This is a genomic window from Verrucosispora sp. ts21, assembly GCF_002879555.1.
Taxonomy (GTDB): Bacteria; Actinomycetota; Actinomycetes; order Mycobacteriales; family Micromonosporaceae; genus Micromonospora; species Micromonospora gifhornensis.
The window spans coordinates 1-14,534 of record NZ_PNOZ01000005.1 but is presented as its reverse complement, the minus strand read 5'-3'; the positions used below and the strand labels follow the sequence as shown (position 1 = coordinate 14,534).

Annotated in this window: 15 protein-coding genes; all 15 read left to right on the top strand. The window is 72.7% G+C overall.

Going from position 1 to position 14,534, the window contains the following annotated elements; translation table 11 throughout:
- The first annotated feature begins 94 nt into the window (after window positions 1-94).
- The 15 genes from C1A38_RS03015 to C1A38_RS02945 all read left to right on the top strand — a co-directional run bounded on the left by C1A38_RS03015 (window position 95) and on the right by C1A38_RS02945 (window position 14,374).
- Window positions 95-1,075: a LacI family DNA-binding transcriptional regulator gene (locus tag C1A38_RS03015; RefSeq protein ID WP_102656290.1), complete on the top strand. Its 981-nt coding sequence runs from the start codon at window positions 95-97 to the stop codon at window positions 1,073-1,075.
- 159 nt (window positions 1,076-1,234) lie between these two features.
- On the top strand, window positions 1,235-2,161 hold the full coding sequence (locus C1A38_RS03010) for an LppM family (lipo)protein (RefSeq protein ID WP_233196583.1): 927 nt from the start codon (window positions 1,235-1,237) through the stop codon (window positions 2,159-2,161).
- An 87-nt stretch (window positions 2,162-2,248) separates the two neighbouring features.
- The gene (locus C1A38_RS03005; protein WP_102656289.1) at window positions 2,249-2,584 is read left to right on the top strand and encodes a hypothetical protein; all 336 of its coding nucleotides are present in this window, start codon (window positions 2,249-2,251) and stop codon (window positions 2,582-2,584) included.
- 13 nt (window positions 2,585-2,597) lie between these two features.
- On the top strand, window positions 2,598-3,206 hold the full coding sequence (locus C1A38_RS03000) for a glycine zipper family protein (protein WP_102656288.1): 609 nt from the start codon (window positions 2,598-2,600) through the stop codon (window positions 3,204-3,206).
- The gene (locus tag C1A38_RS02995) at window positions 3,203-3,892 is read left to right on the top strand and encodes a carboxypeptidase-like regulatory domain-containing protein (protein ID WP_102656287.1); all 690 of its coding nucleotides are present in this window, start codon (window positions 3,203-3,205) and stop codon (window positions 3,890-3,892) included. The genes C1A38_RS03000 and C1A38_RS02995 overlap by 4 nt, the downstream gene beginning before the upstream one ends.
- A gap of 27 nt (window positions 3,893-3,919) precedes the next feature.
- Window positions 3,920-5,173 (top strand): phage tail sheath subtilisin-like domain-containing protein, encoded by a 1,254-nt coding sequence (locus C1A38_RS02990; protein ID WP_102656286.1) that lies wholly within the window; start codon window positions 3,920-3,922, stop codon window positions 5,171-5,173.
- A gap of 1 nt (window position 5,174) precedes the next feature.
- The gene (locus C1A38_RS02985) at window positions 5,175-5,654 is read left to right on the top strand and encodes a phage tail protein (RefSeq protein ID WP_013734524.1); all 480 of its coding nucleotides are present in this window, start codon (window positions 5,175-5,177) and stop codon (window positions 5,652-5,654) included.
- A gap of 1,228 nt (window positions 5,655-6,882) precedes the next feature.
- Window positions 6,883-7,152, top strand: a complete 270-nt coding sequence (locus C1A38_RS30615; RefSeq protein WP_146017416.1) for a hypothetical protein — start codon at window positions 6,883-6,885, stop codon at window positions 7,150-7,152.
- The gene (locus C1A38_RS02975; RefSeq protein WP_102656284.1) at window positions 7,152-7,892 is read left to right on the top strand and encodes a CIS tube protein; all 741 of its coding nucleotides are present in this window, start codon (window positions 7,152-7,154) and stop codon (window positions 7,890-7,892) included. Before C1A38_RS30615 ends, C1A38_RS02975 begins: the two co-directional genes overlap by 1 nt.
- On the top strand, window positions 7,889-9,484 hold the full coding sequence (locus C1A38_RS02970) for a phage baseplate assembly protein V (protein ID WP_102656283.1): 1,596 nt from the start codon (window positions 7,889-7,891) through the stop codon (window positions 9,482-9,484). The genes C1A38_RS02975 and C1A38_RS02970 overlap by 4 nt, the downstream gene beginning before the upstream one ends.
- A complete protein-coding gene (locus C1A38_RS02965) occupies window positions 9,484-9,822 on the top strand; it encodes a hypothetical protein (RefSeq protein ID WP_102656282.1) in 339 nt (112 codons plus the stop codon). The genes C1A38_RS02970 and C1A38_RS02965 overlap by 1 nt, the downstream gene beginning before the upstream one ends.
- Window positions 9,819-10,286 (top strand): GPW/gp25 family protein, encoded by a 468-nt coding sequence (locus tag C1A38_RS02960; protein WP_102656281.1) that lies wholly within the window; start codon window positions 9,819-9,821, stop codon window positions 10,284-10,286. The genes C1A38_RS02965 and C1A38_RS02960 overlap by 4 nt, the downstream gene beginning before the upstream one ends.
- Window positions 10,283-12,880 (top strand): putative baseplate assembly protein, encoded by a 2,598-nt coding sequence (locus C1A38_RS02955; protein WP_102656280.1) that lies wholly within the window; start codon window positions 10,283-10,285, stop codon window positions 12,878-12,880. The genes C1A38_RS02960 and C1A38_RS02955 overlap by 4 nt, the downstream gene beginning before the upstream one ends.
- Window positions 12,861-13,454, top strand: coding sequence for a phage tail protein (locus tag C1A38_RS02950; RefSeq protein ID WP_102656279.1), 594 nt, complete (start codon window positions 12,861-12,863; stop codon window positions 13,452-13,454). Before C1A38_RS02955 ends, C1A38_RS02950 begins: the two co-directional genes overlap by 20 nt.
- The gene (locus C1A38_RS02945; protein WP_102656278.1) at window positions 13,451-14,374 is read left to right on the top strand and encodes a hypothetical protein; all 924 of its coding nucleotides are present in this window, start codon (window positions 13,451-13,453) and stop codon (window positions 14,372-14,374) included. Before C1A38_RS02950 ends, C1A38_RS02945 begins: the two co-directional genes overlap by 4 nt.
- Window positions 14,375-14,534 lie beyond the last annotated feature (160 nt).

Here is a 14,534-nt window from a genome sequence, read left to right as displayed (position 1 = left end):
CGCCGGGCCCTTCCGCGAGGCATGATGCGCTCGGACGCCCGCACGAGGCGCGCAGGACAGGCAACCGCGCAGGACAGGCAACGGGGAGCACATCATGACGACGGCACGACGGCACGCCACCCTGGAGGATGTCGCCCGGGCGGCCGGGGTGTCCCGGTCGACAGCGTCGCGGGTCCTCGCCGAGAGCGGATTCGCGTCACCGATCGCCCGTGAGCGGGTGCGTGACGCCGCCGACCGGCTCGGCTACGTGCCCAACGCGGCGGCACGGGCGCTGGTGCGGGGTGCCGGCGTACGCCTGCTGGTGGCGGTGGCGGGCACCTCGCCGGGGGTGCTCGACGACAGCTACCTCGACCAGGTGGTCAGCACCACCGCGCAGGTCTGCGCCCCGTACGGGCTCGGGGTGACGGTGGCGTGGGTGCCGCTGGACCAGCCGGGACAGCTCGCCCGGCTGGCCGACGATCGCGCGGTGGCCGGCCTGGTGCTGGTCAACACCACCGAAGCCCTGCTCGATGTGGTGCCGCGCCGGCTTCACGGGCGGACCGCCTCGATCGGGATCGGCTCGACGGCCGTACCGTCGGTGGACATCGACAACGGTGGTGGCACCAGCGCGATCGTCCGTCATCTGTACGCCGCCGGCCGCCGGCGGATCGCGATGGTGACCGGCCCGGCCTGGCTGGCCTGTTCGCGCCGCTCGGTGGAGGCGTACCGGGGGCTGCTGCGTGAGGCCGGGCTGCCGGTTCGGGAGGTGGCCGGGGACTTCAGCGCGGCGCGCGGCCGGTCGGCCGCCCGGGAGGTGCTGCACCGCTGGCCGGACACCGACGCGATCGTCGGGATCAGCGACGCGACCGCGCTGGGCGTGATCGACCAGTTGCGCGCCGACGGGGTACGGGTGCCCGCCGACGTCGCGGTGACCGGGTTCGACGACATCCCGCTGGCCTCGGTGACCGCGCTGACCACGGCGAGCCACCCGGTGCGGCGGATCGCCGCAGCAGCAGCGACCATGGTGTTGGAACAACGCCCGGCACCACCGACGACCATGTTCCCCTCGTCGCTGGTGCTGCGGGAGAGCGCGTAGCTGCCCTGATCAAGATGCGCAGGCGGCCAACCCTTCAGAATATCCATCCGCACCATTTCCAGCCTCGGCTGAATGTGACTGACCATCGGTAAGATCGGCGACTTGCTTATGACTGATCGCTGACTGATGGGTCGGACGGAAAGCGCACACACTGTGCCCATGAGAAGTGGGTTCGGGCGCATCAAGACACTCCACGGTGTGGTGTGCCTCGTCCTGCTGGCGGCCCTTTCCGGCTGCATGCAACTCAACATCGGGCTCACCGTCAAGGCGGACGACACCGTCAGCGGGCAACTCCTGCTGACCGCCGAGCGCAAGGTCCTGACCTTGAACAACAAGACCGTCGAGCAGGGCTTCGCCGACCTTCGGCAGAACATTCCCGCGCTGCCGCCCGGCCCCGAGACCCCGTACGCGACCGACACCCACTTCGGTTTTCAGATCAACTACCAGAATGTACCTCTCGATCAATTCGACAGCGAGAGTCTGCGCATCGTCCGGGCGAATGACCGCTACGTCTTCACCCTGCCACTCGATCCGAAGAAGTACGGCGGAAAAGTGGCCGAACAGGACCCGGAAAATCAAGCCAGATTCATGTTGTTGATGTCCTTCGAGATCGCCGTGACCTTCCCCGGCCGCGTTCTCGACGTCAACGCCGGCGGCCAGGTCAACGACCGGACGGTGACCTGGCGGGTCAACCCCAACGAACCCAAGCCGGCCGAGCTACGTGCCGTGGCCGAGGCGCCACCCCGACCGTCCGCGGCCGCCGCGGACACCGACGCCGCCGGCGGGCCGCCGTGGCTGCTCATCGCCGCTGGTGCGGTGGTACTGCTGCTCGTCGCCCTGCTTGTCGTCCTGCTGCTGCGCCGCCCCCGCGCAGCCGGCGACTCGACCACGGACACCGAGGCCACCGCAGCCAGCGCGGCCGGCGAGGTGACCACGGCCACCGAGGGTAGTGCGGCCGGCGAGGTGACCACGGCCACCGACGGCAGTGGGGCCGCTGACGCCACCACAACCGTCGAACCCACTGACGGCACCGCCCTTCCGGCCGCGCCGCGCACCACGATTCCCGGCTCGCCGGGTGCCGGCTGACCTGACCGGCCGCCGCCCGCCCGGACAAGGCGGACGACACCTCCTCCTCCCCACCCCGCACCACCGCGCATCGAAGGGGGATCGGCCATGAACGATCTCTTCACCTGGGCCGCGCTGGGCAGCCTCACCGGCGCGAGCGCCGCGACCCTGCTCACCACGAACGTCATCGGGGGCCTGATCGGCCCCAGCGCCGACAAGGCGCGCAAGTGGATCGCGCTGGGCATCGCGCTCGCGCTGTCGTACCTCACCGCGGCCCTCGCCACCGACGTGGGCCCGGAGAAGTGGATCATCGCGTTCTTCAACGGCCTGGTCATCTTCTCCGCCGCGCTCGGCATCAACCAGTTGCCGCCCGGCAACCGGCAGGCGACGCCGATCCAACTGGCGCAGGGCAACGAGCCCCGCTTCGTCCGCTCCTGGGCCTGAACGGAGCAGTGTCATGGTCTTCGGCATCATCAGCGCTGCCGTCCACGTCGCCGCCGGCGCGGTGCTCGGTCTACTCGTCGGCGGCCCGGTCGGGCTGCTCGTCGGCGCGGTCCTCGGCCTGCTGGTCGGTGGCGTCTTCGGCTGGGCGATCACCTCGGCCCAGGTCTACGGACCCGATGCCCGAGGGGTGTTCCTGTTCGTGGTCGACCACACCTGGAGCCTGCTGAACACCCTGGTCGGCGCGCTCTACCTCGCCGTACACCTGCTGTTCGGTCATTCCCTGGACCGCGCCACCTCCCAGCACAGCTGCCGGGTCAACGTGCTGGAGGGGGTTTCCCCCCGGTACGCCACCACGCTCGGCACCGTCTGCGCCGGCTCCGGTCCGGGCATCCAGCGGCACGAGGACGTGCACGTCTTCCAGGCCCGCCTGCTCGGGCCGCTCTACATCCCGCTGGTCGTGGCCAACTACGTGCTGTTCACCATCGCGCCGGTGTGGCTGCTCTACCACGACCACGCGGGCGCGCCGATCAACCGGTTCACCCGGTACTTCGAGATCGGCGTCTACCCGCACGTGTGGAACGAGGCCATCGCGTACCGCATCCAGGGGACACCACCGCGATGAGCGACCCCGGGCCGATCGAGGGTGCCACCGCCGACCTGGCGGCGTGGCTGGCCGGGGCGGCGGGCGCCGCCGTTCCGGTCGGCCCGCCCGGGCCGGACACCGATCCGGGCGGGTTGACCCTCTGGCCGCTGGAACTGCGGCCGGTCCGGCAGACCCGGGGCAGCGGCGCAGCCGAGCCCTACCGGTTCACCGTCCGCTACCTGCTCGCCGTGGGCGGACCGGACGCCCTCGCCGCGCTGGACCGGGTGCTCGTCGCGGCCACCACCTCGGGAACCCACACGCTCACCCTGGAAACCGGTGACCCGGCACTGTGGACGGCGTTCGGCACGCCGCCCCGACCGGCGCTGCTGATCGACGTGCCGGTCCAGATCACCCCCGCGCGGCAGCCGGCCGCGCCGGTCCTGCACCCGCTGCGGCTGCGACAACTGGACATGCTGACCTTCGACGGTCGGGTCGTCGGCCCGGCCGAGCAGCCGCTCGCGGCCATGCGGGTCGAGGTCGTCGGTCAGGCGTACGCGACCCGCACCGATCCGGCCGGCCGGTTCCGCATCGTCGGCGTACCCCACGATCCCGAGCAGCCCGGCCCGGTGCGGCTGCGGCTCACCGGCCGGGGTCAGGTACTCACCGCCGAGGTCGATCCGACCGAGCCCGACATCGTCATCGTCTGCGCCCCACCGACCCGCTGACCCACCGACCCGATTCCGGGAGGACCGATGCCCACCTACTTCTCGCCCGGCATCTACGTCGAGGAGGTGCCCGGTGCTGCCAGACCGATCGGACCGGCCGGTACCAGCACCGCCGCGTTCGTCGGTGTCGCGCCCGACCGCACCGCGCACCTCGGCGAGGCCCTCGCCGTGAACAACTGGACCGACTTCCTGCGCCTCTACGCCGACGGCGACGACTTCGAGAGCACGCCGTTGGCCCGGGCCGTCTTCGGTTTCCTGGACAACGGTGGCACCCGCTGCTGGGTGGTCAACGTCGGGGAGGGCGGCGCGGTCACCGGCACCGGCCGCAAACGCGCCGGCCTCGACCTGCTGGAGGCGGTCGACGAAATCTCCATCGTGGCCACGCCGGGCTTCCACGATCCGGTCTCCCACGAGGCGCTGCTGAGCCTGGCCGAACGCACCCGTTCCATGGTCGCCATCTGCGACCCGCCACCGGACATCGACGACATCTCCACCCTGACCCGGGTCGCCACGCCCGGCTCGGCCCGCCCGGCCAAGCCCGCCGACACCGCCGACCCGGACACCCCCGGCTCCGGTGGTGGCTCGGGGGGCGGATCGGGTGGTGGTGGCCCGGTGTCGCACCGGCCCCGGCAGTCGGACTACGGCGCCCTCTACTACCCCTGGCTGCGGGTGCGCGATCCGCTCTCCGGTGACCTGGTGCTCACCCCGCCGAGCGGGCACGTGGCCGGCATCTGGGCCCGCACCGACGCCCTGCGCGGGGTGCACAAGGCGCCGGCTAACGAGCCGGTACGCGGCGCGGTCGACCTGGGCCACCTGGTCACCCGGGCCGAACACGACGTGCTCAACCCCAAGGGTGTGAACGTCATCCGCTACTTCCCCGGCGAGGGCATCCGGGTCTGGGGCGCGCGTACCCTCGCGGCCGAGGCCAGCGAGTGGCGTTACCTGAACGTACGCCGGCTCTCCATCTCCATCGAACAGGCCATCGCCAACGGCACCCGCTGGATGGTGTTCGAGCCGAACGACTTCTCGCTGTGGCGCTCGATCCGCCGCGACATCGGCGCGTTCCTGACCCGGGTGTGGCGCGACGGCGCGCTGCTGGGCCGTACGCCCGAGGAGGCGTTCTTCGTCAAGTGCGACGAGGAGACCAACCCGGCCGACGTCCGCGACGCCGGCATGGTGGTCGCCCACATCGGCATCGCCGTGGTGAAGCCGGCCGAATTCGTGGTGTTCAAGCTGAGCCAGTGGGCCGGCGGCACCGAGACCGAGATGATTGGAGGCTGACATGCCGACCACGGCCACACCACAGCCGGGCGCCCCGGTCGACCCGTACCGCGCGTACAACTTCAAGTTGCTTGTCAACGGCGTCACCAACGGTCATTTCACAGAGGTCAGCGGCTTGGAGGTGAACATCCCGGCGGTGGCGTACCGGGAGCAGGGCAACGACCGGATCCGGATGATCCCCGGCCAGGTCGAGTACGGCCCGGTCACCCTGCACTTCGGCCTCACCTCGTCGCGGGAGCTGTGGGACTGGGTGCACGCGGTCGCCCGCGGCACGGTGAACCGCCGCAACGTCTCGGTGGTGCTGCTCGACGCCGCCGGCACCGCGGAGGTGCTGCGCTGGAACCTGATCAACGCTTGGCCGACGAACTGGCGCGGCGCGCACCTGAACACCCTCAGTCAGGAGATTGCCATCGCGGCGCTGACCCTGCGCTACGAGAGCCTGGAACTGGAGGCCGGCGGTGCCGCGCCGACGACCGCTTAGCCGGCTGGCCGATCTGCTCCGGTCCGCGGCCCAGGCCGTGGACCGCGTCGCCGGCCCCGCGGTCGCCTCCCCGGTCACCGGCCCGGCACCCGACGCCACCGCTTCCCCCCGACGTCCCGGTCGGCCACCGGAGCACTGGCTGCGAGTGGTCGAGGCGCACGCCCCCGGCCTGCTGCGCGACCTCCCGCCCGACGAACCGTCGCCGGCCACCGCAGCGCCTGCCTACGACGGGCCGGACCACGGCGACGCTGCCGTCTCACTCCACGCCCCGACCACTGCGGAGGGCGGTCCACACACCGCACCCGGCTATACGTCCACCGACCCCTTTGCTCTGCTTCAACCGACGCAACGGCCACTGTCCGGATATCGGACGCCGGGCGGTGCGTGGAGTGAAGCAGAGCAAAGGGGGGTCGGCGAGGTAGTTCGGGCTGCGGAGCCACACGGGTCGCCGCAGACTGCCGTCGGGCCGGGCGAGTCGCCACGGGCCGTCGTGAGGCTTGGCGAGTCGCTGCGGGATGTCGTGCGGCCGGGCGAATCGCCGCAGGCTGTCGTGCGGCCGGGTGGGTCGGCGAGGGCTGTGAGGCCGGGCGAGTTCGGTCGGGTTGGGCCGGACGGCATCGAAAGGTCGACGCCACGAGATGGTGATGCGGTTCCGGCGTACAGCGCAGCCGGCACCGCAGCGGCCGACGGGCCGCGCCCTGCCGACGAGGACGATGAGGACACGGCCACACCTCGGCGGCTCGGCGGGCCGGATGCCGGCTGGTCACACCCGACACCCCGGCTGCCCGCCCCTGGTCGGCGAGTAAGGGCGGCGGGAGGGCTGTCGTCGAACCGGGCTCGGCTGCGTGACGCCGGGCAGCCGGGCGCTGTTCCTGGGCCGGGGCGCAGCGGATCTGGTGGCTGGGGCGGCGGCGACCCGGCTCGGGGCGGTCGCTGGCTTCGGGCGGTCGATGCCGGTCGCACCGCCGACGACACGCATCCGGAAGCCAGTGGACCCCCGACCGGGTACGGATCCAGCCGCCCCACGGCGGACGACGAGGCCGACCGCACACCCATGTCCGGACACCCACGGCGACCTACCGATGGGCACGGATACCCGGGACGACTCACCGACGGACCCGCGCCCGGCAGCCGAGTCATCGGCGGGCGCGAGCTGACCGGCCGGCCGGCCACGGGATACGAGCGCACCGGCAGTCCTACGGTCCGGTACCGGCCCGGCGGTCGCGCCGTGGCCGGGGACGGGCTGTGGCCCGCCGGCGGAATACCGGCCGGTGTCGACCAGACAACCGACGGCAAGCAGTTCACCGGTGGCGAGTGGGCCGGTGGTGGGGGGCGGTGGCCGGACCTCGACCCGTCGGGGTGGTCGGACCGGCGGCGGCGGGTCGACGGGCCGTGGCCGAGGCTGCCTGACGATGCTCCCCTGTGGTCGGTGGCAGAGGCCTCCGGTGACGACGGCAGGCACCTGCGTCGGCTCGACCGGGAACAGGCGGGCGACTGATGGAACGGGTGGCCTTCCTCATCGACGCCACGGGTGAGCGGATCGACTGCCTGCTCAACCCGGAGAGTGTCGAGGTGACCCGGCTCGCCGGGGTACGTCATCGGGGCAGCACGGGCACCCAGCTCACCGGGGCCGGGCGGGCCGACGATCCGTTGGTCTTCACCGGTGGTGGGCGTACCGAACTCGTTCTTGATCTGCTGTTCGACACCGATTTTGCCGAGGGTCAGGTGCGTCCCGCCGACGTCCGGGAACTGACCCGGCCGTTGTGGCTGCTCGCGGAGAACTCGGCGGTGGAGCACGGCTGGGTGCGGCCGCCGTTGGTCCGGCTGGTGTGGGGCAAGACCTGGAACGTGCCGGGGGTGATCGTCGCCGTCGCGGAACGGTTCGACGCGTTCACCGCCACCGGGTCACCGCGCCGGTCCTGGTTGCGGCTGAAGCTGGTCCGGGTCACCGAGGACGCCGACCGGGCCCGGGAGGGCTTCGCCGAGGAACTCGCCGCCGCGCAGACCCCGGCCGTCGCGCCGGGCACGGCCGTGGTCGCCGCCGGCGACGGCAGCGGTGCCGTCGACTCCTCCGGCGTACGCTTCGACCTGCTCGCCCACGACGCGCTTGGTTCGCCGCTGCGCTGGCGGTTGCTTGCCGAACACAACCGGATCACCGACCCGCTCGCGGTGCCCGCCGGCACCGCCCTGGCGGTGCCACCGCTGCCCGAGACCATCTCTGCCGGGGGCGAGCGGTGACCGGCGTCGCGCCTCGGGCGCTGATCGTGCTGCTCGACGGCGTCGCGCTGCCCGAGGCGTTTACCGGTCAGCTGCGTACGGTCCGGGTGGCCGCCCGGCTGAACCGTCCCACCCAGTGCGAGGCGGTGCTGGCCGCCGGTCCCGGCACGGCGGCCCTGACCGGCCCGGTGCGGCTCGGCGCGAGCCTGCAGGTGCGGCTCGACGGTCGACCGGAGACGCTGTTCCGGGGTGAGGTCACCGCCGTCGAGGTCGAGTACGCCGCCGACGGCGCGGCCACGCTCCGGGTCCGCGCGTACGATCCGCTGCACCGGCTGCGCAAACGGCAACGGCTACGGGTCTTCGAGTCGGTCACCGTCGCCGACCTGGCCGATGACCTCTGCGCCGACCTGGGGCTGCGCGTCGACGCGCAGTGCGACGGGCCACGGTTGGAGCGGCTGGCGCACCACCGGGCCAGCGATCTCGACCTGCTGCTGGCGGTGGCCGGCCGGGCCGGGTTGCACCTGACCGTGCAGGACGACGTGCTGCGGCTGGTGACCTTGCAGGGTGACGGCGAGCCGATCCCCCTCGAACTCGGCCACCACGTGCACGATCTGCGTCTGTCGGTGAACGCCGACACCGCCGCGGGCGAGAGCACGGCGTTGGGCTGGCATCCGCAGCGCGCCGAACCGATCGCGCAGAGCGCCGGCACACCCCGCTGCGGACGTCGTACGCCTGTCGAACCGGATCCGGCCGATGTCGGCGCGGACGGTGCCCGCACCGCGCTGGACCAGCCGGGCCGCAGCGACGACGAGATCGCCGCGCTGGCCCAGGCCCGCCTGGACGTCCGGGCCGCCGCCCTGGTCACCGCCGAGGGTACGGCCGAAGGCGATCCGGCGCTGCGGCCCGGCCGCCGGGTACGCCTGACCGGGGTCGCCGAGGCGGTGGCGGGCACCTACGTGCTCACCGAGGTGGTGCACACCCTCGACGCCGACGGACACCTGACCCGCTTCTCCACCGTCCCACCGCCGGCCCCGCCGGCCGGGCCACCCCCACCGGCGGTGGTCACCCTGGGCACGGTCACCGACGTGGCGGACCCCGACGGGCTGGGCCGGGTACGGGTGGAGCTGCCCGCCTACGGCGGCGCGGACGCCGGCTGGCTCGCCGTGCTCTGCCCGGGGGCGGGGCGGGGCAAGGGCCTGGTGGCGCTGCCCGATCCACAGGACAGCGTGCTGGTGGCGCTGCCCGGTGGTGAACCCGCCTCCGGCATCGTCCTCGGGTCGCTGTTCGGCGCGGTCGAGCCGTACGACGCCGGGATCGACGACGGTCGGGCCCGACGCTGGTCGCTGCGGACCGCCGGCGGGCAGCAGGTCGTCATCGACGACGTGGCCCGCAGTCTGCGGTTGAGCACCGACGCCGGCAGCTGGCTGGAGTTGACCCCCGACCTGGCCACCCTGCACGCCGCCACCGACCTGGTGCTCTCCGCCCCGGGCCGGGCCATGGTGGTGCGGGCCCGCAGCGTCGACTTCCTGCACGCCGAGACGGTCGAGGACCCGGACACCGCCGCCGAGCAGGCCCGCACCCTCGCCCGCGCCCACCACGAAGGAGGCGGCTGATGCGCTGGATCCACCGCGACTCGGTGATCAGGTGCGACCACGACGGCCGGGTCCGCAACCAGGCCTCGCAGCAGTGGTTGACGATCGCCGGTGTCCCGACGCTTGTGGCCGACGACCCGAAGGGCCGCACGATCGTCGCCTGCCCCAACTACGGCACCACTGTGAAACCCTGCACGACGACCGAAGCGGTGCGGGTCGGCTACAGCAGGTGGGTACGCGTCGACGGTCGACCGGTCGTGCTGTCGCACCTCGAGGGATTCACCAACGGCAGCCCGCCCGGCCAGTTCACCTACCGGGTACGCGATCCCCGGCAGCGGTTCGTGGCGGCCGACCGATGAGGGCGATCAGGTTCGTCGGTGCCGGCTTCGACCCGGGTCGCAGCGGCGGGCTCGGGCTGACCGCGGCCGGCGGGCTGGCCATGACCGACGGCGACGAGACCGTACGCCAGGCGCTGTTCCTGCTGCTGTCCACCACCCCGGGTGAGCGGCTGATGCGCCCCGGCTACGGCTCCCGGCTGCACCGGCTGGTCTTCGCGCCGAACGACGACACCACCGCCGGCCTGGCCATCCACTACGTACGGGCGGCCATCGCCCGCTGGGAGCCGCGCATCGACGTGCTCGACGTCGACGCCGGTCCGGACCCGGACGACGCGTGGCGGCTGGTGATCCGGCTGGACTACCGGATCCGGGCCAGCCTCACGCCGGGCCAGCTGGTCTTCTCCGTCGACCTGCTGCCCGCCGACGACGAACCGGCCGCCGGGCCGACCGCCGAGCCCGGCACCGACGCTGAGGAGGCGCGATGACCCTGCCCGTGCCGCACCTGGACGACCGCAGCTTCCTCGACCTGGTCACCGAGGCCCGCGACCGGATCCAGCAGTCCTGTCCGGGCTGGACCGACCTGTCCGCGCACGACCCCGGCATCGCCCTGCTGGAGGCGTTCGCACACCTCACCGAGGTGATGATCTACCGGCTGAACCAGTTGCCGGAGAAGGCGTACGTCGCCTTCCTGAACCTGCTCGGGGTGAGCCGACACGCGCCGAGCGCCGCCTGGGCGGACGTGGTGTTCACCCGGACCGGGTCGGACGACGCGCCGCTGCGGATCCCGGCCGGCACCCGGGTGGCCGCCGCCCGGGGCGCGGACCCGCGGCCCGTCGTCTTCGTCACCTGTGAACCGGCGTCGCTGGCCGCCGGGCAGCGCGAGGTGACCGTCCGGATGCACCACTGCGAGCTGGTCGAGGCGGAACTGCTGGGGGTCGGCACCGGAGCGCCGGGGCAGGTGCTGCACGCGGCCCGGGCACCGCTGGCGCGTACCGCCGAGGCGTTGGATCTGCTGCTCGGTGTCGAGGTGCCGGCCGGGTCGGTGGAGCTGGGCGCGGCGGCCCGGGAACACGAGGGCCGCACCTTCGAGATCTGGCGGCCGGTGGACAGCTTCGCCGGCCTCGGCCCGCAGGACAAGGCGTACCTGATCGACAGGTGCTCGGGCAGCGTCACCTTCGCCCCGGCGCTGGACCTGCGGACCACCGACGCGGAGTCGCTGCGCTTCGGCGACGGCCCGGTCGCGGCGGTGCCACCGGCCGGACGGCAGGTACGGCTGTGGTACCGCGCCGGTGGCGGACCGACCGGCAACGTGGCGGCGGGCACGCTGACCAGCCTGCGCGACCCGCTGCCCGGGGTGAAGGTGGTCAACCCGCTGCCGGCGGTCGGTGGCCGGGAGATGGAGACCATGGAGTCGGTGCTGCTGCGCGGCCCGTACGCCTTCTTCGCCCAGCAGCGTGCGGTGACCGCCCGCGACTTCGAGGTGCTGGCCACCGCCGCCGGCGGGGTGGCCCGGGCCCGGGCGTTCACCCGCGCCGCCGTCTACAGCTTCGCCCGCCCGGGCGAGGTGGAGACGGTGCTGGTGCCGTACGTGCCGATGCAGGCGCGGCCGGGTGGCGGGCTGCCGGTGGAGGTGTTGCGCGCGCACGAGGTGGAGGAGACCCGACTGCGGGTCGAGGCGGATCTCGGTCGACGCCGCTCGCTGGGCACCACCTGCCGGGCCAGTTGGGCCCGGTACAAGGCGGTGTCGATCCGGGCCCGGGTGGTGGTCCGCCGGGAGGAGGACGTCGACGCGGTGCGCCGACGCATCCACGACCGGCTGCACCAGACGCTGAGCCCGCTGCCGACCGCGCTCAACCCGACCGGTTGGGCGTTCGGCGAGCCGCTGCGGGCATCCAACGTGTACCGGCTGCTGGAGCATGCCGAGCCGGGGGTGCGCTACGTCGAGTCGGTGCGGTTCGTGGTGGACGAGGCACCGGACAACCAGGTGCGTACGCTGGCCGCCGACGAATACCAGGCGAACACCTGGTACGCGGGCAGCACCGAGGTGCTGTTCCGCTCCACCAACGCCGGTGCGGGCTGGGAACCGGTCGGTCGTTTCGACGGGGAGACCGTGCAGCGGGTGGCGCCCGCTCCCGCCCCGGTCCGACCCGGCATCGTGTCCCGTCCCGGCTCGGTGGCGGTGGCGACCGTACGCGCCGGTGGTGGTTCGCGGGTGCACCTGAGCACCGACCTGGGGGAAACCTGGTCGCTGCTGGCCGACCTGGAGGCGCGGATCAGCGACCTGGCCTGGATCGACCGGGACGGCGCGGGTGCGCTGCTGGTCGCCACCGACTCCGGCCTGTACGAGGTGTCCCTGCTGCCCGGCGCGGTGCCGTTGCAGATCCTGGTCGACCCGGCCGACGCCGACCGGGGCTTCTACGCGGTACGCGCCTTCGTCTCCGAACGCGGTGCCCGAGGGGTGGCGGTGGCGGCACAGGCCGGTTTCGGGGTGTACCTGTCGGCGAACGCCGGACGCCCGGGCAGTTTCACCCACGTGGGTCTGGCCAACGTGGACAACCGGGTGCTCGCCGTGCAGTACGACGGCCCGGCCACCCTGTTGTGGAGCGGCGCCGGCGAGCCGGACCCGAAGAAGTCGGGGCAGGGCTGCTTCCGGGCCCGGCTGTTCGAGTCGGATGTGAAGTGGCAGGCCATGCAGGCGGGCTGGATCGGCGGGACCTGCCGGGACCTGACCTTCAACGCCACCGTCGCGCTGGCGGCCACCCAGAGCGGCGGAGTGCTGCGGCTGGACACCCTGGCCGGACAACCGCAGTGGGCGTCCGTGTCCGTCAACTGTGGACTACCGCTGCGGGACCGTACCCGGTTCATGCCTGTCGACGCGGTCGCCGCGGCCTCCGGTGGACAGCGGCTGGTGCTGGCCGGGGGCGAACGCGGCGTGTTCCGCAGCACCGACGCGGTCGACTGGTCGGCCAGCGCGAACCAGGCCACCGCCGACGTGGTGACCGTTCCGGACACCTGGCTGCTCTGCTCGGGTGAGCACGACATTGAGGTGGTGCGCCACGATGCGGCGAGCGGGCATTGAGCGGCTGCTGCCCGCGGCGTACCAGCGGGCCTGCGTGCCGGGCAGCGTGCTGTGGGCGCTGCTGGAGGTGATGGAAGGGCTGCACGCCCCCGACGAGGCGGTACTGGCCGAGGTCGACGCCCTGTTCGCGCCGTACCGGGCACCCGGGGAGATGGTGGCGTACCTGGCTCGGTGGGTGGCGATGGACCACCTGGTCGCCGCGCCCCGGCGGGACGCGCCGCTGCCGCTGCCGTTGAGCCGGCTGCGGGACCTGGTGGCGCACGGCGCCCACCTGGCGGCCTGGCGGGGCACCCCGGACGGGCTGCGTACCGTGCTGGAGCTGGCCACCGGCGTCACCGGTTTCGTCCTCGACGAACCGCCCGACCGGCCGTTCCACCTGGTGGTCCGGGTGCCGGCGGCCGTCGCCGACCAGGTGGCGCTGATCGGTCGCATCGTCGAGGCAGAGAAGCCGGCCGCGGTCACCGCCGAGGTGATCGTCGACCCGGCTCCAGCCGTCGATCCCACCCCAGCCGTCGTCGATCCCACCCCGGTCGTCGCCGGCCCTGTCGATCCCGCTCCGGAGGAACCGTCATGACCACCGAATGGACAGTCGTCGCCGCCGCCGAACAGTTCACCCTGGACGCCCGCAACGCCGGGGAGCTGACCTTCACCGTCTCCAACCCGGGACTGGCACCGGACACGGTCGTGTTCGACGTGGCGCCCGGCGAGGGCTCGCAGCGTGCCTGGTTCACCGTCACCGAACCGCAGCGGGTGGTGCCCCCGCAGGGCTCGGTGTCGTTCCTGGTCCGCCTGGCCGTGCCACCCGGAACCCCGCCCCGACGGTACGACATGACCGGGTTCGCCTACTCGGCGAACACCGCGCCGGAGGAGAGCTCCCGTTCCAGTGGCCGGGTCACCTACGAGGTGCGGGCGGTGGCGCCGCCGAAGCGTACGCCCTGGCCCTGGATCGCCGCCGCGGCGGCGCTGGTGCTCGTCGTCTCGGCCACGGTCGTGTTCCTGGTGACCCGTGGCGAGGATCCACCACCGTCGCCGCCACAGGTGGTGACCATCGAGGCGGAGACCCTCGTGCCCACCGCCCAGGTCGGCTCACCGTCGAACTCGGCCGCGAGCGTGGTGGCGCAGGGAAACTGCTGCCAGGTGGCCTGGTCGCAGGACGCCCAGCTGTTCTTCCTCGGCCGGGCGATCAACGACCGGGTGACCGTACGCGTGGAACTGCCCACCGAGGCGACCTGGCAGTTCTCCGCGGTGCTGACCACCGCCCCCGACTACGCCAACACCGTCTTCCTGATCGACGGTCGTCAGGTCGGTGACCCGTTCATCGGCTTCACCCCGAAGGTGCAGATCACCGACTGGCTCGACGTGGCCCGCGTCCACCTGACCGCCGGCCCCCACGACATCACCCTTGTCGCGATCGGCAAGACCCAGAGCACCGACAGCTACTTCGCCGGCATCGACGCCCTCCGCTTCACCGAACTCCCCCCACCCAACCTCTAACCCCTCTCCCCCGACCCCGGGCCCTCTGAACGTGTTGATCAAGAGGTTTGCGTCAAAAATCGGCGTCAACCAGACGCAAACCTCTTGATCAACGAGGGCAAGGGTGAGCAGGGACGGGGTGGGCGGGGTGGGGACGGGGTTGGGGAGTGAGAGGAGGGGT